This window comes from Bradyrhizobium sp. LB13.1, from assembly GCF_054056815.1.
On sequence record NZ_JBSRYQ010000001.1, the window covers coordinates 1,096,932 to 1,119,279 of the forward strand.

Annotated in this window: 17 protein-coding genes and 4 pseudogenes; 15 read left to right on the forward strand and 6 right to left on the reverse strand. The window is 64.4% G+C overall.

Annotated features, from left to right (window positions below; translation table 11 throughout):
* Positions 1-52: 52 nt before the first annotated feature.
* The 4 genes and pseudogenes from ACVWYI_RS05110 (at position 53) to ACVWYI_RS05125 (ending at position 3,393) form a co-directional block, all read left to right on the forward strand.
* On the forward strand, positions 53-970 hold the full coding sequence (locus ACVWYI_RS05110; RefSeq protein ID WP_247324607.1) for a branched-chain amino acid ABC transporter permease: 918 nt from the start codon (positions 53-55) through the stop codon (positions 968-970).
* Positions 967-1,911, forward strand: a complete 945-nt coding sequence (locus ACVWYI_RS05115) for a branched-chain amino acid ABC transporter permease (protein ID WP_456661401.1) — start codon at positions 967-969, stop codon at positions 1,909-1,911. The genes ACVWYI_RS05110 and ACVWYI_RS05115 overlap by 4 nt, the downstream gene beginning before the upstream one ends.
* Positions 1,904-2,672: pseudogene (locus ACVWYI_RS05120) on the forward strand (ABC transporter ATP-binding protein). Before ACVWYI_RS05115 ends, ACVWYI_RS05120 begins: the two are co-directional and overlap by 8 nt.
* Positions 2,665-3,393, forward strand: coding sequence for an ABC transporter ATP-binding protein (locus ACVWYI_RS05125; RefSeq protein ID WP_456661402.1), 729 nt, complete (start codon positions 2,665-2,667; stop codon positions 3,391-3,393). The pseudogene ACVWYI_RS05120 and the gene ACVWYI_RS05125 overlap by 8 nt, the downstream one beginning before the upstream one ends.
* 60 nt (positions 3,394-3,453) lie before the next feature.
* Here ACVWYI_RS05125 and ACVWYI_RS05130 read toward each other — a convergent pair.
* A pseudogene (locus ACVWYI_RS05130) lies at positions 3,454-4,904 on the reverse strand (glutamine synthetase family protein).
* A 154-nt stretch (positions 4,905-5,058) separates the two neighbouring features.
* Positions 5,059-6,417, reverse strand: a complete 1,359-nt coding sequence (locus tag ACVWYI_RS05135) for an aromatic ring-hydroxylating dioxygenase subunit alpha (RefSeq protein ID WP_456661403.1) — start codon at positions 6,415-6,417, stop codon at positions 5,059-5,061.
* A 111-nt stretch (positions 6,418-6,528) separates the two neighbouring features.
* On the opposite strand from ACVWYI_RS05135, the gene ACVWYI_RS05140 reads away from it, so the two are divergent.
* Together ACVWYI_RS05140 and ACVWYI_RS05145 are read left to right on the forward strand one after the other, a co-directional pair.
* Positions 6,529-7,314 carry an IclR family transcriptional regulator domain-containing protein gene (locus ACVWYI_RS05140; protein WP_456661404.1) on the forward strand — a complete coding sequence of 262 codons (786 nt, stop codon included), beginning with the start codon at positions 6,529-6,531 and terminating at the stop codon, positions 7,312-7,314.
* A 106-nt stretch (positions 7,315-7,420) separates the two neighbouring features.
* Positions 7,421-7,753, forward strand: coding sequence for a PRC-barrel domain-containing protein (locus tag ACVWYI_RS05145; protein WP_247338730.1), 333 nt, complete (start codon positions 7,421-7,423; stop codon positions 7,751-7,753).
* Between the two features lie 75 nt (positions 7,754-7,828).
* Here the strand turns inward: ACVWYI_RS05145 and ACVWYI_RS05150 are convergent.
* Both ACVWYI_RS05150 and ACVWYI_RS05155 read right to left on the reverse strand, forming a co-directional pair.
* Positions 7,829-8,225: pseudogene (locus ACVWYI_RS05150) on the reverse strand (group II truncated hemoglobin).
* A 12-nt stretch (positions 8,226-8,237) separates the two neighbouring features.
* On the reverse strand, positions 8,238-9,146 hold the full coding sequence (locus tag ACVWYI_RS05155) for a helix-turn-helix transcriptional regulator (RefSeq protein ID WP_456661405.1): 909 nt from the start codon (positions 9,144-9,146) through the stop codon (positions 8,238-8,240).
* A 136-nt stretch (positions 9,147-9,282) separates the two neighbouring features.
* Between ACVWYI_RS05155 and ACVWYI_RS05160 the strand changes: the two genes are divergently transcribed.
* The 4 genes and pseudogenes from ACVWYI_RS05160 to boxB all read left to right on the forward strand — a co-directional run bounded on the left by ACVWYI_RS05160 (position 9,283) and on the right by boxB (position 15,271).
* Positions 9,283-10,824 carry a benzoate-CoA ligase family protein gene (locus ACVWYI_RS05160; protein WP_456661406.1) on the forward strand — a complete coding sequence of 514 codons (1,542 nt, stop codon included), beginning with the start codon at positions 9,283-9,285 and terminating at the stop codon, positions 10,822-10,824.
* Between the two features lie 43 nt (positions 10,825-10,867).
* Positions 10,868-11,686, forward strand: coding sequence for an alpha/beta fold hydrolase (locus tag ACVWYI_RS05165; RefSeq protein ID WP_456661407.1), 819 nt, complete (start codon positions 10,868-10,870; stop codon positions 11,684-11,686).
* A 294-nt stretch (positions 11,687-11,980) separates the two neighbouring features.
* The gene (gene boxC, locus ACVWYI_RS05170; RefSeq protein WP_456661408.1) at positions 11,981-13,669 is read left to right on the forward strand and encodes a 2,3-epoxybenzoyl-CoA dihydrolase; all 1,689 of its coding nucleotides are present in this window, start codon (positions 11,981-11,983) and stop codon (positions 13,667-13,669) included.
* 148 nt (positions 13,670-13,817) lie between these two features.
* Positions 13,818-15,271: pseudogene (gene boxB, locus ACVWYI_RS05175) on the forward strand (benzoyl-CoA 2,3-epoxidase subunit BoxB).
* A gap of 178 nt (positions 15,272-15,449) precedes the next feature.
* Here boxB and ACVWYI_RS05180 read toward each other — a convergent pair.
* On the reverse strand, positions 15,450-16,259 hold the full coding sequence (locus ACVWYI_RS05180) for an SDR family oxidoreductase (RefSeq protein WP_354103229.1): 810 nt from the start codon (positions 16,257-16,259) through the stop codon (positions 15,450-15,452).
* Positions 16,260-16,443: 184 nt separating this feature from the next.
* A complete protein-coding gene (locus ACVWYI_RS05185; protein ID WP_456661409.1) occupies positions 16,444-17,502 on the reverse strand; it encodes a polysaccharide deacetylase family protein in 1,059 nt (352 codons plus the stop codon).
* On the opposite strand from ACVWYI_RS05185, the gene ACVWYI_RS05190 reads away from it, so the two are divergent.
* The 5 genes from ACVWYI_RS05190 (at position 17,501) to ACVWYI_RS05210 (ending at position 22,206) form a co-directional block, all read left to right on the forward strand.
* Positions 17,501-17,752, forward strand: coding sequence for a hypothetical protein (locus ACVWYI_RS05190; RefSeq protein ID WP_456664622.1), 252 nt, complete (start codon positions 17,501-17,503; stop codon positions 17,750-17,752). The two genes, ACVWYI_RS05185 and ACVWYI_RS05190, sit on opposite strands and share 2 nt — an antisense overlap.
* A complete protein-coding gene (locus ACVWYI_RS05195; protein WP_456661410.1) occupies positions 17,667-19,061 on the forward strand; it encodes an OmpA family protein in 1,395 nt (464 codons plus the stop codon). The genes ACVWYI_RS05190 and ACVWYI_RS05195 overlap by 86 nt, the downstream gene beginning before the upstream one ends.
* 2 nt (positions 19,062-19,063) lie before the next feature.
* Entirely contained in the window at positions 19,064-19,366 is a 303-nt protein-coding gene (locus tag ACVWYI_RS05200; protein WP_247338718.1) for a hypothetical protein, read from the forward strand.
* A 451-nt stretch (positions 19,367-19,817) separates the two neighbouring features.
* A complete protein-coding gene (locus tag ACVWYI_RS05205) occupies positions 19,818-20,873 on the forward strand; it encodes a putative bifunctional lysylphosphatidylglycerol flippase/synthetase (RefSeq protein ID WP_354048320.1) in 1,056 nt (351 codons plus the stop codon).
* 34 nt (positions 20,874-20,907) lie between these two features.
* The gene (locus ACVWYI_RS05210) at positions 20,908-22,206 is read left to right on the forward strand and encodes an ATP-binding protein (protein ID WP_456661411.1); all 1,299 of its coding nucleotides are present in this window, start codon (positions 20,908-20,910) and stop codon (positions 22,204-22,206) included.
* Positions 22,207-22,348 lie beyond the last annotated feature (142 nt).

Below are 22,348 nucleotides of genomic sequence, written 5' to 3' on the forward strand. Positions count from 1 at the left end.
GCGACCGTGTTCGAACATCGGCGCGAACCTGCGTGCGCCTGAAAGAGTTTTGATGTTGCTCGTCGTCGAACAGTTCTTGAACGGATTGCAGTTCGGCCTGCTGCTGTTTCTGCTCGCCGCCGGCCTGACGCTGGTGTTCGGGATCATGGATCTCGTCAACCTCGCGCACGGCTCGCTCTACATGATGGGCGCCTATTTCGCCGCGACCTTCGCAGCCTGGACCGGCAGCTTCCTGCTCGGCGCGCTGCTGGCGCTCGGCGCGACGCTCGTGCTCGGCATCGTGCTGGAGATGAGCGCGCTGCGGCATCTTTACGGACGCGACCATCTCGACCACGTGCTCGCGACCTTCGGACTGATTCTGTTCTTCAACGAAGCCGTGCGGCTGATCTGGGGGCCGGCCGGCCTTGCGCTGCCGCTCCCGGCCTGGCTCACCGTGCCGGTGCCGATCCTGCCCGGCATTCACTATCCCGCCTATCGCCTCGCCATCATCGCGGTGGCGCTGCTGGTCGCGCTCCTGCTCTATCTCGGCGTGATGCGCACCCGCATCGGCATGCTGATCCGTGCCGGCGCCTCCAATCGCGAGATGATCGGCGCGCTCGGCATCAACATCAAGCTGCTCTACACCTTGGTGTTCGGTCTCGGTGCCGCGCTCGCCGGCCTTGCCGGATTGATGCAGGCGCCGATCCTCACCGTGCAGATCGGCATGGGCGAGAACATTTTGATCCTCGCCTTCGTCATCATCGTGATCGGCGGCATCGGCTCGATCCGCGGCGCCTTCCTGGCCGCGATCTTCGTCGGCATGATCGACACGCTCGGCCGCGCCTTCCTGCCCAATCTGTTGCGACAGGTGCTGAGCGGCGCCGCTGCTTCCACCGCCGCGCCCGCGCTATCGTCCATGCTGATCTATCTGTTGATGGCGATCGTGCTGGTGGTGCGGCCGGAGGGGCTGTTTCCGGCCAACCGTCGATGAAGGCATTCACTGTGAGCAAGGCCGTCACGGCCCTGATGCTGGCGGGCCTCGTGCTGCTGCCGCTCTATTCGCAAGCCTCCGGCAACATCTTCATCCTGACGCTGTTCACTCGCATCGTCATCCTGGCGCTGGCGGCCGCGAGCCTCAACCTCATCATGGGTTTTGGCGGCATGATGAGTTTTGGCCACGCCGCCTACCTCGGCATCGGCGGCTACGCGGTCGGCATGCTGGCGCAGGAAGGCGTCGGAAGCGGCTTCATCCAGTTTCCGGTCGCGATCGCGGCCTCCGCGATCTACGCGCTGGTGATCGGCGCGCTCTCCCTGCGCACCCGCGGCGTCTATTTCATCATGATCACGCTCGCCTTCGCGCAGATGGCCTATTACGTCGCCTCGGGGCTGGCGCGTTACGGCGGCGATGACGGCCTCACCATTTACAAGCGTAGCGACTTCTCCGGGCTGATCAATCTGTCGAATCGCACGCAGTTCTACTATCTCTGCCTCGCCTGCCTGTTCGGCGTGGTCTTCCTGATCTGGCGCATCGCCAATTCGCGCTTCGGTCTCGTCTTGCAGGGCCTGCGCTCCAACGAGCAGCGCATGCAGGCGATCGGCTTTCCCTCGAAACGCTACCAGCTGGTCTGCTTCATCATCTCGGGCACGATGTGCGGCCTCGCCGGCGCGCTGCTCGCCAACAATACCGATTTCGTCAGCCCGGCCGTGATGTACTGGACGCGTTCCGGCGACCTCATGGTGATGGTGATCCTCGGGGGCATGGGCACGCTGTTCGGTCCGGTCATCGGCGCGGTGGTGTATTTGCTGCTGGAAGAGTTCTTGTCGCAGCTAACCGAATACTGGGCGCTGATCATGGGCCCGCTGTTGCTGCTGGTCGTGCTGTTCGGCCGCGGCGGCATCATGGGCCTGCTCGGGAGGCTCAATCGTGGCTGAACCGCTGCTCCGCGTCGACAAGCTGGTGCGCCGCTTCGGCGGCATCATTGCCACGGACAACGTCTCGCTCGACGTCGCGGCAGGTGAGCTGCACGCCATAATCGGCCCGAACGGGCGCCGGCAAGACCACGCTGATCAGCCAGCTCACCGGGCATCTGGAGCCGCATTCCGGCAGCGTCTCGCTCGGCGGTCGCGACATCACCTACTTGCCGGCCTATCGCCGCTGCGCGCTGGGCCTGGCACGTTCGTTCCAGATCACCTCGCTGCTGCTCGATTTCACCGCCGCCGACAATGTCGCGCTGGCGGCGCAAGCGCATGCCGGCACCTCGTTCCGCTTCTTCGCCGATGCGCGCAAGGAAAAAGGCCTGCGCGATGCCGCGCATGCCGCGCTCGACCGCGTCGGTCTCGCCCATCGTGCCGATGTTCTGGTGTCCAGGCTCAGCCATGGCGAGCGTCGCCAGATCGAGCTTGCGGTTGCGCTGGCAAGCAAGCCGAAGCTTTTGCTGCTCGACGAGCCGATGGCGGGTCTCGGCGTCACTGAGTCCCAGCGCATGGTGCAGCTGCTCCAGGAGCTGCGGAAGGAAGTCTCGATCGTGCTGGTCGAGCACGACATGCCCGCGGTGTTCGCGCTCGCCGACCGTATCTCGGTACTGGTCTATGGCCGCGTCATTGCCTCCGGCGATCCGGCCGCGATCCGGGCGAACGAGGACGTCAAGCGCGCCTATCTCGGCGAGGCGCATGTGGTGACGCACCATGTCTGAAAAAGTGGCGGCTGATACGCTGCTCGAGGTCGACGGCATCGAGACCTGCTACGGCCTGTCCCAGGTGCTGTTCGACCTGTCGCTGTCGATCAAATCAGGCGAGATGGTCTCGCTGATGGGCCGCAACGGCATGGGCAAGACCACGACCATCCGCTCCATCATGGGCCTGACGCCGGCGCGCGCGGGCAGCATCCGCTTCGCGGGCTCGGAAGTGCGAACGCAACCGTCCTACCGAATCGCAAAACTCGGTGTGGGCCTCGTCCCCGAGGGACGTCAGATATTCCCGAACCTCACCGTGCGTGAAAATCTGGTCGCGGCCGCCGCCGATCGCTTTGGCAGCGCCAATCCCTGGACGCTGGCGTCGATCTACGTGATGTTTCCGCGCCTCGCCGAGCGCGCCTCCAACATGGGCAACCAGCTCTCCGGCGGCGAGCAGCAGATGCTCGCCATCGGCCGCGCGCTGATGACCAACCCGAAGCTCCTCATTTTGGATGAAGCGACCGAAGGCCTGGCGCCGCTGATCCGCGAAGAGATCTGGAACTGCCTGTCGTTGCTCAAGAGCCGGGGACAATCGATCCTGGTCGTCGACAAGAACGTCGACCACCTCGCCCGCATCTGCGACCGCCACACCATCATCGAGCGCGGCAAGACGGTGTGGAGCGGCACCTCCGAAGAGCTGATGGCGGAACCGGATCTGCAGCACAGATATCTGGGAATTTGAGCCTCCGCTGTCTCCCGTCGTTACGTGCGTAGCGAAGCAATGACGGGGAGAGAGCCGAAGTCAAAACACCTCGAAATACTCGCGGTGCTCCCAGTCGGTCACCTCGGACAGGAAGCGGTCGATCTCGGCGTTCTTGATGTGGGTGTAGTAGTCGACGAACTCGACGCCGAGTTTTTCGCGGAAGAACGGATCGTCCTTCAACGCGCTGACCGCATCACGAAGCGACTTCGGCAGGAGCGGCGCCTTGGTCTCGTAGGGTGTGTCGGCGGACGGGCCGGGGTCCAGCTTGCGGTCGACGCCGTCGAGGCCAGAGAGAATCTGCGAGGCCATGTAGAGATAGGGATTGGCGGCGGGCTCGCCGATGCGGTTTTCAAGGCGCGTGGCGGCATCGCCGGCCGCGCCGAGCACGCGGATCATCACGCCGCGATTGTCGCGGCCCCAGATCGCGCGGTCCGGCGCCAGCGAATAGGAGCGGTAGCGCTTGTAGCCGTTGATGGTCGGGGCGGTGAACACTGTAGATGCGCGGGCGTGGTCGAGCAGGCCGGCGAGCCAGGCCCGGCCGAACGCGCTGAGCGGTTCGCCGCCCTCCTTGGTCGTTTCCTTGGCCATGAACTGGTTGTCGCCGCTCGTGCGTGGGAGACGACCGATTGGTGGAGATGCCAGCCGCTCGCGAACAGGTTCGGCAGCTTCGGCCGGCACATGAAGGTGGCGTGATAGCCGTGGCGGTGCGCGATCTGCTTCACGGCAGAGCGGAACAGCACCATATTGTCGGCGGGCTCCAGCCCTTTCTTCGGCGCGAAGGTGAATTCGCACTGACTTGGCCCGAACTCGACCTCGACCGAACGCAAGGGCAGCCCGAGCGCGACGATGTCACGCCGCAAAATCTCCAGCACCGGCTCCATCTGATCGAAGCGCTGCTCGGTGAGGTACTGATAGCCGTGGCTGAGCAGGCTCACCGAGGGCGGCGTGCCTGGCTGTCCCGCATCCTCCGGGCGCATATGCGCGTCGTCGAGCTTGAAGATGTGGAATTCGACCTCGAGGCCCGCCACGAAATCGTGGCCGCGGCGTCCAAGCTCGTCGAGCGCCTTGCGATAAAGCGCGCGCGTCGCAAACGGCACGGGACGGCCGTCATTGAAATAAAGATCGCAAAGCACCCAGCCCGTCGCCGACGCCCATGGCAAAACACGAAAAGTGGTGGGATCGGCGATCATCAGCACGTCGGCCGCGCCCTCCATCTCCTTCATGCCGAAGCCGCCGCCTGACGTGAACACCGGAAACACCGTGCGGTGCGAGGTGTCCTTGGCGAGCATGGTCGTGGTGATCGAACAGCCGCTTTCCAGCGCGGCAATCGCCTCCGAGGCGATGATGGTCTTGCCGCGCAGAATGCCGTGCTGGTCGGGAAAGGCGAGGCGGATGACTTCGAGATTTTTCTCCTCGACGAGACGGCGCATGCGCGTCGCCGCGTCCTTCTGCTCATCCGACCACAGCGCATGACGCGCGACGAAACTCACTTTGGTTGCTCCTCAGTCATGATGCTCGACGGGTGCAAGACGCCCGCCACATTCTCCGTCATTGCGAGCGCAGCGAAGCAATCCAGAAATGCCTCCGCGGAGACAGTCTGGATTGCTTCGCTTCGCTCGCAATGACGAGGATGGGCCGTCACCCTTACTCCGCCGCCGTCAGCCGATGCACGTTGTCCGCGATCTCCTTCGGCACCGGTGCCGTCCACGGCGCGCCGCGGCGGCGCTTGACGTCGACTTCCATCCAGTAGGTCTCCCAGCCACGTGTCGGCCCGATGCCGTCCATGGTCGCCGGACCCTGGATGCTGCGTGCGGTGCTCTCGTCGAGATGCAGCATCGGCTTCTCGCCGCCCGCGACCTTCTCGATCTCCTGCCGCAGCAGGCGGCGGTATTGCACGATCGCCTTGTCGCTCGTGCCGAGGTGCTCCCTGGTGCGGTCCTGAATCGCGCCCATCGACTCCACCGCCCACTGGTCGTGGACGTTGATGTCGGTGCCCATGCCGGTATAGGTCGCCGTCTGCTGCTCGTGCGGATCGAAGCCGTAATCGTTGTTGCTGTTCTTGCGCGATTTGTAGTCCGGCAGCTCGTAAAGCTCGAGCCGCTGGTCGCGCATCTTCTGCTTGTCGACCGGGTTCGAATAGCTGGTGAAGATCGCGTACCAATAGCAGTTCTCGTCGTCGACCGGCACGTGCCACTGCGTGATCGTCATCTCCGTGCTCATGGGGATGACGAAACCGTGCGGGAAGAGCTGGTTGGTGACGCGCACATGCGTCCGCTCCTCGTCGATCTCGCGCAGCGCGATCAGCCGCAGGCCGTATTCGGTGTGCTCGACATTGATGATCGGGCGATCGTACTCGCGCAAAATCTTCGTCATCGGCAACTCGCTGCCTGCGGAGGCGCCGCGGAACTGCTTGCCATACGCCGTGGACGTGTCCTCGTCCTCAAAGAAGCGATGCAGATAGGACGCGTGCGCGGGATCGATGCCGACTTCGAGTGCCTGGAGCCAGTTGCAGGCCATATGGCCTTTGAACGCAAAGGTGTGCGTGCCGGGCGCGACAAAGCAATCGAGTTCGGGAAATGCCGGCGGTTCACCTTCGCCAAGCCAGGCCCAGAGGATGCCGCTCTTCTCCACCACGGGATAGGAGCGCTGGCGAATGTTCTGGCAAAGCTTTGAGTCCTTCGGCTCGGCCGGCGTCTCGATGCATTGCCCGGTGGCGTCGAACAGCCAGCCGTGGAACGCGCAGCGCAGGCCGCCATGCTCGAGCCGTCCGAAGGCGAGATCGGCGCCGCGATGCGCGCAGTGGCGATCGATCAGGCCGTAGCGTCCGGTCTCGTCGCGAAACAGCACCAGGTTTTCGCCGAGCAGCTTGACGGGGCGGATCGGACGATCGCCTTCGAGTTCGTCCACCAGTGCCGCCGGCTGCCAATAGCTCCGCATCAGCTTTCCGCAAGGGTTCTTCGGACCGGTGCGGGTGATAAGGTCGTTCTGCTCCTGGCTCATCATGGCGAGTGCATCCTTGTGGAGTGGCGTTTGTTCGCCTATTGAACGAATGGGCGAATTATGACATGCCTTGGATCGGCAGCAAGCACTATTTTGCAGGAATGTCCCGACGCCATGCCCAAGCTGAAGCGAAGCGAGAGCGACGAACGCGCGACGGATTTCGTCGAGAGCCTGGATCGCGGCCTACGCCTGCTGCAATGCTTCGGCACCGCGGCCGGCTCGATGACGCTGAGCGATCTCGCCCGCGCCGCCGATCTTCCGCGCGCCACCGCGCGGCGCATGCTGTTCACGCTCCAGCGCGGCGGCTTCGTCGCCGGCGACGGCAAGCTGTTCTCGCTGACGCCGCATGTCCTGACACTGGCCGCATCGTATCTGCGGTCCAGCCAGCTCGTCACGGTCTTGCAACCGGTGCTCGATCGCGTTGCGATAGCGGCCAACGAGATCTGCTCGCTCGCGGTGCTCGACGGCGATGAGGTCGTGTTCATCGCGCGCAGCAGCCCGGCGCGCATGTTCTCAGGCGGGCTCGAAATCGGCTACCGCCTGCCGGCCTTCTGCACCTCGGTCGGCCGCGCCATGCTGGGCCAGCTCGACGACGCCGATCTTGCCGCGCGCCTGAAAGCGATAAAGCGTGAGGCGCTGACACCGCAGACGGAGACCGATCCCAAGGTATTGCTCGCGCGCATCGTCGCCGACCGCGCGCAGGGCTATTCGCTGGTCGGTCGCGAGGCCGAGCCGCATTTCCGCTCGATCTCGGTCCCTGTCCGCCGCTACGACGGCGTGATTGTCGCCGCCATCAACATGGGCGCCCATGTCGACCGGGTGCCGGCGCAGGAATTGGTCGGCCGCTTCCTGCCGCTGTTGCGGGACGGTGCGGAGTCGGTGCGTTCGCAGCTGTTGTAGCTGAGGCCAGGAGAGCAAAAAGCCCAGAGAGCAAAGAGGTGGGTTTCGCTCGTCCTGCCTGGCAGGCTATAATGCGCGCGGCAAAAAAGAGAACAGGGAGGACGCCATGCACCATACCATGGTTCCCAGTGATCGCGTGGAGCATGTCGCCGTCTACGGGCGCGACGGCACCAAGCTCGGCACGATCGAGCGGTTGATGCTCGACAAGGTGAGTGGAACGGTCGCCTACGCCGTGATCAAGACCGGCGGGCTGCTCGGCACCCACCATCATTATCCTCTGCAGTGGAGCGCACTGAGATATGATCCAGGACGTCAGGTCTTCCAGGTCGAGCTGACGCCGGAGCAACTGAGCAGCGGCCCCTGCGAGGTCGATGGCGATGAATTCGACTGGGGTGACCGCTCGCGGCCTTACCCGCATCCGAATTACTGGTCGATCTAGTCGCGTCGCAAGTCTCATAGTCCGGGTCAGCGAAGCGGTACCCGGAACGCCACACGTTGGCCTTGATCGACGCTTTTACGGCCGGTTGCGCATCCAGTCGGCGAGGCCGGACAGCGCCTTGTCGAGGTCTTGCCGCGCGGCAGCATCGACGACCGTCTCTTCCAACGCGCCGCGCATGCAGAGCATCCACGCATCACGCTCGGCGTCGCCGATGGCAAAGCCGATGTGGCGCTGGCGCAGCCGCGGGTGGCCCTTCTCGACCGAATAGAGTGTTAGGGCCGCCGGTCCATTCGGTGAGATAGCGCTTCAGCACGTCCCTGATCAGGCCGAGATCGGCGGCGTGGATCGCGCGGATGACCTGCGCCTCCGGCAGTGTGTCCATGCGATCGTAGAAGCGATCGACCAGCCGCTCGATCGTGGCGCTGCCGCCGATCCGCTCGAACATCGAGATTGCGACGTCGCTCTCGGCCATGGGAGTTCGGACCTACAGCGCCACGCTGCGCAGCCCAAAGCTGCGCGCTTCGTTTTGCAGCACCGGCCGCACCGCATCGATCAGACGGGCCGCGGCGGCATCGACGGAAAGTCCCGCCGTGTCCACCACCGCCGTCGCGCGCGCATACAGCGGCTCGCGGCTCAAGAGGATGTTGCGCAGCTCCGCCATGGCGGAGCGGTCGTCCGCCATCGGCCGCAAATCGCCCTGGCGGCGGACGCGGGCCATGTGCTCCTCGGGCTCGGCCTTCAGCCAGATCGTGTAGAACGACGACAGGATCTGGTCGAAGGTCAACGGCTCCGAGACGATGCCGCCGCCGGTCGCCAGCACCATCAGCTCGTTGCGCGCGAGCAGCTGTTGCAGCGCCGCCTGCTCCATGCGGCGAAAGCCTTCCTGGCCGTAGAGCGCGATGATCTCGGCCACCGAGAGGCCGTTCTGCTGCTCGACCTCCTTGTTGAGCTCGACAAAGCTCCAGCCGACCTTCTTCGCCAGCATCCTGCCGAGCGTGGACTTGCCGGCGCCGCGCAGGCCGATCAGCGCGATGCCGCAGAACGGCGCGCGCCGCGGCGCCGATGCGCTGCCGCCGGCGAGCAAATCCTTGGCTTGCGCGATCTGCGCAGGCGTCGCCTTGCGCAAGAGATCGCGAAACATCTGCCAGTCCGGGGTCGGATCCCCCGAGGGAAGCAGATCTTCCAGATGCGCGCCCATCGCGTCGGAGACGCGGCGCAGCAGCACGATGGAGACGTTGCCCTTGCCGCTCTCGAGCTGCGCGATGTAGCGCTCCGAAATTCCTGATACCTTGGCGAGCACTTTGCGCGACATGCCGCGCAGCGCGCGCATGGTGCGCACGCGCTGGCCGAGCTGTTCGAGAAATCGGGATTCGGCGTCGGGACTGTCGGTCATGGACTACGGATCATGGGCCTTCTTGAGCGGGTGTCCTGCGGCGCATATTAATGAAACATAGTGCCTGCTGGCATTGACAGCAAGCCGCCACAGTGTCTTTCTATGAATTATAATTCTAAATTCGGGGGAGAAGTCCGTGAGCGAGGGATCCTATAACGCGGTGACCTGGCTGCTCGACCGGAACGTCGAGGAGGGGCGCGGCAACAAGACCGTGTTCGACGACACCGTCTCCGGGCTCACCTATGGCGAGCTCCAGCACCAGACCCGCCGCACCGCCAACATGCTGCGCCGGCTCGGCGTCCGCCGCGAAGAGCGCGTGGCCATGATCATGCTGGATACGGTCGATTTCCCCGTCGTGTTTCTGGGTGCGATCCGCGCCGGCATCGTGCCGGTGCCGCTCAACACGCTGCTGACATCAGATCAATACGCCTACATCCTCGCCGACTGCCGCGCGCGCGTGCTGTTTGTCTCCGAGGCCCTCTATCCCGTCATCAAGGATGTCGTCGGCCGCATGCCCGATCTCGAGCATGTCGTGGTGTCCGGCGCCAAGCTCAACGGCCACAAGCAGCTCGCTGAAGAGCTCGCGGGCGAGAGCGACCGGTTCACGACCGCCGTGACGCATCCCGACGAGCCGGCGTTCTGGCTCTATTCCTCAGGCTCGACCGGCATGCCCAAGGGCGTGCGCCACATCCATTCGAACCTGCAGGCGACCGCCGATACTTACGCGAACCAGGTGCTTGGCATCCGCGAGAACGACGTTTGTCTCTCTGCGGCAAAGCTGTTCTTCGCCTATGGCCTCGGCAATGCGCTGACCTTTCCGATGTCGGTCGGTGCCACCGTGGTGCTCAACAGCGAACGGCCGACGCCGGCGCGCATGTTCGACCTGATGAACCGCTACAATCCTTCGATTTTCTACGGCGTGCCGACATTGTTTGCGGCGATGCTCAACGACGAGGCGATGAAGAGCGAGCGTGGCGGCAAGTCTTTGCGCATCTGCACCTCGGCCGGCGAGGCGCTGCCTGAATCCGTCGGCAACAGCTGGAAGGCGCGCTTCAACGTCGACATTCTCGACGGCGTCGGCTCGACCGAGCTGTTGCACATCTTCCTGTCGAATGCGCCCGGCGACATCAAATACGGCTCCTCCGGCAAGCCGGTGCCGGGCTATGCGGTGCGGCTCGTCAACGAGGCCGGCCAGGATGTCGCCGACGGCGAGGTCGGCGAGCTGCTGGTCGATGCCCCCTCCGCCGGCGAGGGCTACTGGAACCAGCGCCACAAGAGCCGCCGCACATTTGAAGGCCCTTGGACCCGCACCGGCGACAAATACGTTCGCGACACTGATGGCCGCTACACTTTCTGCGGCCGCGCCGACGACATGTTCAAGGTCTCCGGCATCTGGGTCTCGCCGTTCGAGGTCGAGAGCGCGCTGATCACGCATCCCGCCGTGCTGGAAGCCGCCGTCGTGCCCGAAGCCGATCCGGAAGGGCTGCTGAAGCCGAAGGCCTTCGTCGTGCTGCGTCCCGGCGCGACGACGACGGACTTGCAGGAGATGCTCAAGGACCACGTCAAGCAGAAGATCGGCCCGTGGAAATACCCGCGCTGGATCGACGTGGTGGATTCCTTGCCGAAGACGGCGACGGGAAAGATCCAGCGGTTCAAGCTGCGGGACGGGGCGAGCTGAGCGCGCGGAGACGTCTCGTTCTCATTGCTGGAAGAAAATGCGCATGACCAACCTCACCCCCACCGGCTTCCTCAGCATCGGCGACGCCAGCCTCGAATACAAATGGCTCGCGCCGCAAACCGCCGACGCACCGACCATCGTCATGCTGCATGAAGGCCTCGGCTCGGTCGGGCTCTGGGGCGACTTCCCGGAAAAGCTGCAGCAGGCCACCTCCGCCGGCATCTTCGTCTATTCGCGTGCGGGCTACGGCCAGTCGAGCAAGGTCGCGCTGCCGCGGCCGCTCGACTATATGGATCGCGAGGCGCTGGACGTGCTGCCGAAGGTGCTCGATGCGATCGGCTTCAAGCGTGGCCTCCTGCTCGGCCATTCCGACGGCGCCTCGATCGCGACGATCTATGCCGGCGCGCATCAGGATCATCGCCTGAGCGGGCTCGTGCTGATCGCGCCGCATTTCATCGTTGAGGACATCTCGGTGAAGTCGATTGCGGACATCAAGACGGCATTTGAGACCACCGACCTGAAGGCAAAACTCGCGCGCTGGCACAAGGACGTCGACAACGCCTTCCAGGGCTGGAACGGCGCCTGGCTCGATCCGAAATTCCGCGACTGGGATATTTCCGAGTCTCTCGCCTACATCCGCGTCCCTTTGCTGATCCTGCAAGGCCGGGACGATCAATATGGGACATTGCGTCAGCTCGAAATCGCGCAGGAAGAGTGTTATTGTCCGGTAGATTTCAAAGTCATTTCAGACGCGGGACATTCCCCGCATCGTGAAGCGCCGGGGGCGACGCTTGACGCTATCGAGCAATTTGCAAAAGCGGCCCTGCGCGACGATCAGGGACTCCAGGTACGCGCCGCATGACGTTGCGGAGGCACATCGATGAATGTGCCTTCGAACGCGAGTGATCCAATGCGCGCGCTGAACTCGCGCAGCGCTTTCCGGTCCCGGCGCTGACTGCCTGCTTCAAGCCAAGCTCGGCAGGCCGCAGCTGTCCAAAGCCGACTGGATCGCGCTCAGCGCCGGCGCGTGATCCCAGCGGGTATCATGAAACAAAGTGCATGCCTTGTCCGTTAAGGGCTAGACGCGCCCAAAAAGATGCACTATTGTGCATCTAACACGACAGCCAAAACGCATAGACAAGCTCAAGGGTGGCCCATGGCCGGGGAAGATCGGCGCCTCGCAGGCGGCGCGACATTCATCGATTTCCAGACCGAACCGTCCCGCTACCGGCACTGGAAGCTCGCGGTCGACGGTGACGTCGCTACCCTGACCATGGACGTCGACGAGAACGGCGGCCTGTTCGAGGGCTATCTGCTCAAGCTCAACTCCTACGATCTCGGCGTTGATATCGAGCTTGCGGACGTGGTGCAGCGGCTGCGCTTCGAGCACCCCGACGTGAAGGTCGTGGTGATGCGCTCGGCCAAGAACCGCGTGTTCTGCGCCGGCGCCAACATCCGCATGCTCGCCGGCTCGACCCACGCCCACAAGGTCAACTTCTGCAAGTTCACCAACGAGACTCGCAACGGCATGGAAGACTCGTCGGAGAATTCCGGCCAGCGCTTCATCACTGTCGTGAACGGCTCGGCCGCCGGCGGCGGCTATGAGCTTGCGCTCGCCACCGACTACATCATGCTCGCCGATGACGGCGCATCTGCCGTTGCCTTGCCCGAAGTGCCGCTGCTGGCGGTGCTGCCCGGCACCGGAGGCCTCACGCGTGTGGTCGACAAGCGCAAGGTGCGCCGCGACCACGCCGATTTCTTCTGCACTATCGAAGAAGGCGTCAAGGGCAAGCGCGCCGTGCAATGGCGCCTGGTCGACGAGATCGCGCCGAACAGCAAGCTCGAGGGCAAGGTCGTCGAGCGTGCCAGGGAGTTTGCGGCTGCGTCGAAGCGCACCGGAAGCGGCAAGGGCATTGCTCTCTCCCCGCTCAAGCGCGTCATCGACGAGACCAGCCTGCGCTATGGCTTCGTCACCGTGGATATCGACCGCGCCGCGCGCATCGCGACGATCTCGATCAAGGCGCCTGAAGCTGCGCCGCCGGCCGACATCGACGGCATGATGGCGCAGGGTGTCGCGTTCTGGCCGCTCCAGGTCGCGCGCGAACTCGACGACGCGATCCTGCATCTGCGCATCAACGAGCTCGAGATCGCCATGCTGGTGTTCAAGAGTCACGGCGATCGCGCCCATGTGCTCGCCTGCGATGCCTTCCTCGAAGCCAACAAGGCGCATTGGCTGGTCAACGAGATCAGGCATTACTGGAAGCGCGTCTTGAAGCGCATCGACGTCACCTCGCGCACGCTGGTGACGCTGGTCGAGCCCGGCTCCTGCTTCGCAGGCACGCTCGCCGAGCTCGTCTTCGCCGCCGACCGCTCCTACATGCTGATCGGCACGCGCCAGGGTGACAACCGCCCGCCGCCGTCGATCGAACTGTCAGCGATGAATTTCGGCCCGTATCCGATGAGCCATGGCCTGACGCGGCTTCAGTCGCGCTTCCAGGCCGACCCGTCCGACGTGCAGCGCGCGGAAGCCACGATAGGCACGGCTCTGGACGCCGAGCAGGCCGAAGAACTCGGCCTCGTCACCTTCGCGCTCGACGACATCGACTGGGACGACGAGGTCCGCGTGTTCCTGGAGGAGCGCGCCAGCTTCTCGCCGGACAGTCTCACCGGCATGGAAGCGAGCCTCCGCTTCGTCGGCCCCGAGACGATGGAGTCGAAAATCTTCTCGCGTCTCACCGCCTGGCAGAACTGGATCTTCCAGCGCCCCAACGCGGTCGGCGAGGAAGGCGCGCTGCGCCGCTACGGCAGCGGCCAGAAGCCGAAATTCGATATGACGCGGGTGTGACGACTTTCGTGTCCCGGGCGCGCTGCGGCACGAAGTGACGCTGCGCAGAACCGGGACCCATTACGGACCGGACAATAGGTCCCGGCTCAGCAGTGCAGCACTTCGCGCCGCACTGCATCCGGGACAAGAGATCGCAAGGAGCACGGCCATGAGCATGAACATCATGAACGTCGACTACTCGACCAAGATTCCGAACAACGTCAATCTCGCCGAAGACCGCCAGGTGTTGAAGGCGCTGGAAGGCTGGCATCCCGGCTACATGGATTGGTGGAGCGACATGGGGCCGGAAGGTTTCCAGGAGTCGCTGGTGTATTTGCGTACCGCCTACTCCGTCGATCCGCGCGGCTGGGCCACAAGTTCGACTATGTGCGGATGCCCGACTATCGCTGGGGCATTCTTCTGGCGCCCCAGGAGGAGAATCGCGTCGTGCCGTTCGGCGAGCATTTTGGCGAGCCGGCCTGGCAGGAAGTCCCGGGCGAATATCGCGCCATGCTGCGCCGTCTGATCGTGATCCAGGGCGACACCGAGCCTGCCTCGGTCGAGCAGCAGCGCCACCTCGGCAAGACCGCGCCCTCGCTGTACGACATGCGCAATCTGTTCCAGGTCAATGTCGAGGAAGGCCGTCACCTCTGGGCGATGGTCTACCTGCTGCAAAAGTACTTTGGTCGCGACGGACGTGAAGAGGCTGACGATTTGTTGCGCCGCCGCTCGGGTGACGCTGACTCGCCGCGCATGCTGGGCGCCTTCAACGAGGCGACGCCGGACTGGCTGTCCTTCTTCATGTTCACCTATTTCACCGACCGCGACGGCAAGATGCAGCTGCACTCGCTGGCGCAGTCCGGCTTCGATCCGCTGTCGCGCACCTGCCGCTTCATGCTGACCGAGGAAGCGCACCACATGTTCGTCGGCGAGACCGGCATCACCCGCGTCGTGCAGCGCACCTGCGATGCGATGCGCGAAGCCGGCATCACCGATCCGTCCGACATCGCAAAAGTCCGCGCGCTCGGCGTGATCGACCTGCCGACCATCCAGAAGAAGCTGAACCTGCACTATACGCTATCGCTTGATCTGTTCGGCTCGGAAGTCTCGACCAACGCGGCCAACGCCTTCAACACCGGCATCAAGGGCCGCTATCACGAGACCCAGATCGACGACGATCACCAGCTCAAGAACGCGACCTATCCGGTGCTGAAGTTCATCGACGGCGAGATCAAGCTGGTCGACGAGCCGGCGCTGACCGCGCTCAACATGCGCCTGCGCGACGATTACAGCCAGGATTGCGTCAAGGGCATGCTGCGCTGGAACAAGGTGATCTCGACCGCGGGCTATCAGTTTCAGCTCAAGCTGCCCAACGTCGCTTTCCACCGCCATATCGGCGAGTTCAAGGCTATCCACGCGACGCCCGACGGCCTGCTGATCGACGACGCCAATTGGGCCAAGCGCAAGGATGATTGGCTGCCTTCGACCGCTGACGGCGACTTCATCACCTCGCTGATGCAGCCCGTCACCGAGACCGGCGTGTTCGCATCCTGGATCTCGCCGCCGAAGGTCGGCATCGACAACAAGCCGGGCGATTTCGAGTACGTGAAGATCGAGTCGTAGGGGTCAGGGTCTGACGCTCTCGCAATACAAATGGTGTCATCACCCGCGGGAAGCGGGTGATCCAGTATTCCAGAGGCAGCGAGGCTAGAATCGATAGGCCGCAGCGTACTGGATGCCCCGCCTTCGCGGGGCACGACACTGAGTATGAGGCGAGGGCATGCCGCCCTCGCGGCAACCCTCAGCTATCCCACCCGCTCCCCTTGATCCCCGGGTTTGCGTAAACAATTCCACCATCCACCGCGATGGTTGCGCCCACCACATAGTCCCCCGCGCGCGAGGCGAGATAGATCGCGGCACCCGCCATGTCCTCGTCGGTGCCGATGCGCCCCGCGGGCACGCGGGTCGAGACCTCGTCGCTGTGGTCGCGCGCGGCGCGGTTCATGTCGGATTTGAACGGGCCCGGCGCGATCGCGGTGACCACGACATGGTCGGAGATCAGCTTCACGGCCATGCGCCGCGTCAAATGGATCAGCCCGGCCTTGCTCGCCGCGTAGGAATAGGTCTCGCCCGGATTAACGAAAATGCCGTCGATCGAGGCGATGTTGATCACCTTTGCTGGCCGCTCTGCCGAGGCCGCCGCGCGCAGCATCGGCGCCAGCGCCTTGGTCAGGAAGAACGGCGCCTTGAGGTTGAGGTTCATCACCTTGTCCCAGCCGCTCTCCGGAAACTCGTCGAACTCCGCGCCCCAGGCCGCGCCCGCATTGTTGACGAGGATGTCGAGTTTTGGCTCGCGCTTCCCAAATTCACTCGCGAGCAGCTCGGCGCCAGCGAGCGTCGAGATGTCGATCGGCAGCGCGATGCACTCGCCGCCATACTGCGCGGTGAGCTCGTTCGCGGTCGCTTCGCAAGGCCCGGCCTTGCGCGCGGTGATGTAGACCTTCGCCGCACCGGCGCTGAGAAATCCCGCCGCGATCATCTTGCCGATGCCGCGCGAGCCGCCGGTCACCAGCGCGACGCGTCCTTTGAGCGAGAACAGATCGTTGAACATGATGCCTCCCTTGGTTTGCGCTGGTTGTGAGCGGGGTGGGGAGGGGAGTCAACTCAGCTCGTCGTCAGCTCCGCCCTCATCCTGAGGAGCGCGCCAGCGCGTCTCGAAGGATGCGGGCGGCCCATCCTTCGAGACGCGCTCCTTCGGAGCGCTCCTCAGGATGAGGTCTGAGTGTGCGGTTGGATCAAGCCGCCGCGATCCTTCGAAAGCCATTCCACATCGCGGTCGCGGCGCCTGAGGTCAGCACCGGCAAAATTCGCGTGTCCTGGTAATTGCCGTTGAGCGAGACGCGTGGCAGCGCGGTCATGTGGCCGGCGTTCTCGGCGAACAGCATACCGGGCCGCGTCGTCACCGCGGTCTTGAAACCGGCGGCCGCCGCAAGGGCGAATTCACGCTCGCCTGCGGCTTGGCGGTCGCCATAGGGATAGGCAAGATGCTGGACATTGCGGCCGAGCGCCTGCTCGATCCGCGCGCGGCTCACGGCTATCTCTTGCGTGGCGATCTCTTCGCTTTGCTTGGCGAGATTGCAATGGCTGATGGTGTGGGCACCGATCGTGACCAGGGGATCGGCGGCAAATCTCTTCACCTCGTCCCAGGACAGGCAGAGGCCGCGGCACAACGCGGCCATATCGACGCCATACCTGGTGCAGAGCGCTTCGATCTCGCGCTTGAGATCGTGCTCGCCCGGCAATGCACGGAGCCAGTCGTGCACGCGGTCGAACGCCGCCTGCTTGGCGGCCGGCGTCGTCGCATCGAGCCGCAGCGCGGCATTGCCGATTTTGACCTCGATCTGCTCGGTCTTGGCGATCACGGCTTCCAGCGCCTCCCACCACAGCCGCCCCGTGCCCTCGGCGAAATCGCTGGCGACATAGACCGCCAGAGGCGCGTCAAATTCGCGCAGAACCGGCAGCGCATAATCGAGATTGTCGCGATAGCCGTCGTCGAGCGTGAAGGCGGCGAAGCGGCGGTCGAACCGGCCCCGCACCAGCCGCTCATGCAGCTCGTCCATGCTGACGATGTCGATCTCGTGCGAGCGCAAATGGCTGAGCGTGGCGCGCAGGAATTCGGGGGTGACTTCGAGATGCCGGTTCGGCTGGAATGCGGCGTCGCGGCCCGGCCGCACGTGGTGCAGCATGAAAATAGCGCCGACGCCCGATAAAAGCGGGCGCAACAGATGGTGCGCCCCGCTGAAATAGAGTGCTCCCAGCCCGGCGCGGATGACGTTGTTTCGGAGTTGTTTCATGACCGGCGGGCGGACTCTGGCATTCCGGATTCAACTTACGGAAGAACCCTTGAAGAAAAAGTTATTCCAATTGTCCATGCAGGGCCTTTGGAAGGGCGTCATTTCCGGTTTGACAGCCTGCCAAGGGTTTGTTTTGTCTCCGGTTCCAGAGTTCGGGTCGTCGAATGCAGAAGCTTTTCAGGTGGGCCAGCAAATGGTGGCCGGGGTTAATCCCGCTGGCCGTCATGTGGGGATTTGCGGCCTGGAATAATACCTTGCCGGTCGAGGCGGACCTTTCCGCCCGGAGTTCGGCCGCCCTCAAGGACACCGTTCTGGACAAGACCCGGATCGCAGTGGACGGCCGCGACGTCAGCCTGGCCGCGGACGCATTTTCCGAGGAGGGGCGGCGCGACGCCGTGGTGGCGGTCGAGACCGTCCCCGGCGTGCGCCTGGTCGACGACCGGACCCGCCTCGTTCCCGAGGCCAAACCCTTCGTCTGGAACGCCGAACGCGACGTGGTGCGGGTGACGCTGTCAGGCTCCGCGCCCTTGCCGTCGATCAAGGGCCGCCTGACCGAGGCGGCCCGCAAGGAGCTCGGCGGCGTCGAGGTGGCCGATCAAATGGGGCTGGCGCGCGGCGCGCCGCCGCGGTTCGAGGCGGCTGCGACGCTGCTGCTCGACCAGATCGGCAAGCTCAAGGACGGCAAGATCACGATAACGGACACCAAGGTCAATCTGTCGGGCATGGCGCGCGACCTCGGCGGCCGCGAAGCGGTCGCAGCCGCGCTCAAGAACCTGCCCGAGGGCTTCTCGATTGCTGCCAACGACGTCAAGGCGCCGCCCTACGTCTTCCAGGCCTACAAGGATCCGGTGGCCGCGACGGTGACGCTGACCGGTTATGTTCCCGACAACAATGTCCACACGGCAATCGTCACCAGCGCGTCGCGGAAATTCTTCAACGAAAAGGTAGTCGACAATCTCAAGGCCAGCCTCGGCGCGCCCGGCGCCTTCAATCCCGCCGTGGTCGCAGCGCTCGGCGGGCTGTCGCGACTGTCGACCGGCACGCTCGTCGTATCCGACCGCGAGGTAAAGCTGTCGGGCGATGCGCTCTATGAAGGGGCCGCCAACGACATCCGGGCAGGCCTTGGCAAGGATTTCCCGAAAAACTGGCAGTACAAGCCGGAAATCACGGTGAAACCCGCGGCCGGCCCGGTCGATGGCACCGTGTGCCAGCAATTGTTCTCGGAGCTGCTGGCCAAGGCCAAGATCCGCTTCGGGGCGAAGCGCGCCGACATCGATCCGGATTCCGCCGGCATTCTCGATCATCTGATCGAGACGGCGCTGCGATGCCCCACCACCAATATCGAGGTCGCCGGGCATACCGATGCCGACGGTGAGGACGCCTTCAACCAGGCTCTCTCGCAGAAGCGCGCGCAGGCGGTGATCGATTATCTGGTCAAGGCCGGGCTGCCCGCCAGCCGCTTCACCGCGGTCGGCTATGGCAGCACGCAGCCCGTCGCCGGTAACGCCACCGAAGACGCCAAGGCGCAGAACCGCCGCATCGAATTTCTGGTGAGGTAACGATGCCCTATCTCGTCTCGTTTCATCTCGGCTGGTTGATCGGCTCGCTACTGCTCGGCTTTTGCATGGGCTGGATCTCGGTGGTCCAGCGCGGCAACGGCACCTCGAAAGTGACCGCGCGCTGGCTCGCCGTGCTTGCGGCCGCCCTGGTCGCCGTCTCGTTCGCGCATGTGGTCCCCGGCCGTTTCGGCTACTGGCTCGACCTCGCCCTGATCATGTTCGCCTGCTACCTTGTCGGCTGCACCATCGGCGCCTGGCTGCGCGACCGCGTGGTCTCGCGCACCGCGCCGCCGGCCGCTCTGTGATGTTGCCGTGCCCCCTTGACCACGGGAGTCAGGGTCGGGCTGCGCGGCCGTTCGGCACATCGGAAAACCGCGATCAAGCGCTCAAGTCACCCCTCTTTCAAGAGGTGGGTGCGGCCCATAGATTGACGTCGGCTTAAGCCGTGACGGAACATTGTGCGGTCGAAATCATCAAAACTTCATGGCGACTGCGCAGGATCGCCATGGAGATTCGCGTCAGTCTTGCCGCCGAAAGCGCCAAACCGTGCACCAGGAGCCCATAACCCTGCCTAAAATACTGAAGGCACGAGTTTTTGTTCGAATTGCCGAATTCCACTCCGCCCGAAAACGCGCTAGGGGAGAGGAAGGGGGCCTGCGCGATGCCGGAGCCGGCGGCGAAGGTTCGTTGAGCGCCTGCGTGTCGTCCGCCTGTTCGCCGGCCTCCCTGGCCGCTGAAGCGTTGTTCGAGGTTTAGATGCTGGAAGCCATACGCAGAGCGATGTCGTTTCTGCGCCAGAAGCAAATCCTGCATAAGCTTGGAGTTGTGATCAGCGTCGCGGTCATCGGCATCGCTTGCTACGTGCTCTACCACATGCTGCGCGGCATCGATGTCAACGAGGTCCTTGAAGCGATCAAGAGCACCGAGCCGAGCCAGATTGCGATGGCGGGGCTGTTCGTCGCCGCGGGCTATTTCACGCTGACCTTCTACGATTTGTTCGCCGTGCGCGCGATCGGCCACGCGCACGTGCCCTATCGCATCAACGCGCTCGCCGCCTTTACCAGCTATTCGATCGGCCACAATGTCGGCGCCAGCGTCTTCACCGGCGGCGCAGTGCGCTACCGCATCTATTCGGCCTACGGCCTGAACGCGATCGACGTCGCAAAAATCTGTTTCCTCGCCGGCCTGACTTTCTGGCTCGGCAATGCCGCCGTGCTGGGCCTCGGCATCTCCTATCATCCGGAGGCCGCCGCGGCGATCGACCAGCTGCCGCCCTGGCTGAACCGGGCGCTGGCGATGATGATCATCGTCGGGCTGGTCGCCTATGTGGTCTGGGTCTGGACCCAGCCGCGGATGGTCGGTCGCGGACCCTGGACCGTGATGCTGCCGGGCGGCCCGCTGACGCTGCTCCAGATCACGATCGGCATCATCGATCTCGGCTTCTGCGCGCTCGCGATGTACGTGCTGGTTCCGGACGAGCCCAATCTCGGCTTCGTGGTGGTCGCGGTGATCTTCGTCTCGGCCACCTTGCTCGGCTTTGCCAGCCATTCGCCCGGGGGCCTTGGCGTGTTCGACGCCGCCATGCTGGTCGGCCTCTGGCAGATGGACCGCGAGGAACTGCTGGGCGGCATGCTGCTGTTCCGCGTGCTCTATTATCTGTCCCCCTTTGTCATATCTGTAGTCTTGCTGACGTTTCGCGAGGTTATCATCGGCGCACGATCGAAACGCTTGCAGCAGGCCGCGCTCAAGCTCGACCCCGGCCCCGCGCCTGAAGCCGCTTATGTGAGAAAGCGCAGCGACAGCGGCGCCTGACCGGCGCAAATAGTCCCAGGAGAAGCCCGCCCCGATGGCGATCGACGCCCCATCGTCTCCCACCGCCCGGCCCTGGTCCGACCGGCTGCGGCACTCGACCATCATCCTGATCGCCGCAGCGCTGGCGCTGTCGGTGGTGGTCTCGCTCGGCGAATTGTCGGTGATGCGGGCGGCGACAGTGTTCCTCTGCATCGCTGCCGCAGCGCTGATCCCGTGGCGCCTGCACGATACTGCCGCCTCGCGCGAAGACACCCGCCGCGTCAACCCCGTCGAGAGCGCGGCGGTGGCCGCGGTCGTTGCCGGCATGCCCGATCCTGCGGTGCTGCTCGACCGTGCCGGCCGCGTCATCCATCTCAACGCTGCGGCCGCCCAACTCGCGCCGGCGCTGCGCCGGAACGAGCTGGCCCAGTTCGCACTGCGCTCGCCGGAGATCATCACCGCTCTGCGCGAGTCGATCGCGACTACCGAGCCGCGGCGCGCGACCTATCTCGAACATGTCCCGGTCGATCGCTGGATGGAGCTGACCATCACGCCGGTGCCGGTGCCGACCACCTTCGGCGGCGCCGACAAATGCATGCTGATGACCTTCCACGACCAGACGCCGCTGCGCCGGGTCGAGGAAATGCGTGCCGATTTCGTCGCCAATGCCAGCCACGAGCTGCGCACGCCGCTGGCCGCACTGTCCGGCTTCATCGACACGCTCCAGGGCCAGGCCAAGGACGATCCCAAGGCGCGCGAGCGCTTCCTCGGCATCATGCACAACCAGGCCACCCGCATGGCGCGCCTGATCGACGATCTGCTGTCGCTGTCGCGGGTGGAACTGTCAGCCCATGTGCGCCCCGACACCCTGGTCGACCTGCTGCCGATCATCTTCCAGGTCGCCGACGGGCTCGAACCGCTGGCGCGGGAACGCCGGGTCGAGGTCGAGACCCATCTGCCGGAGACGCCGGTGATGATCGCGGGCGACCGCGAGGAGCTGCTCCGCCTGTTCGAAAATTTGATCGAGAACGCGCTCAAATACGGCGCCTCGGGTGGCCGTGTCGTCGTGTCGCTGACGTCCAGTCCTGCCATTGATGGAACTCAGGAGATCCGGGTCCTGGTCCGGGATTTCGGCCCCGGCATCGCGCCGGAGCATTTGCCGCGGCTGACCGAGCGCTTCTACCGGGTCGATATCGGTGACAGCCGCTCGCAGGGCGGCACCGGCCTCGGATTATCGCTGGTGAAACATATTCTTAACCGCCATCGCGGCCGGCTTTTGATCGAAAGCGTGCCCAAGCAGGGCGCCACTTTTACCGCCTGTTTTCCCCAGGTGAAGGCCTTGATCCAGAGCTGAAATACAAGCGATTCCAATTGCTTGTCTCCGTCATCCAGCTGTCACGAAAGCTTCGTAAAAGCTCAGCTGTCCGCTCCTAAAGGAGCGGCACGGGGAGCGCGATCGGGCGCGGATGGCGCTTCGCTCCCCTGCATGGAGACCA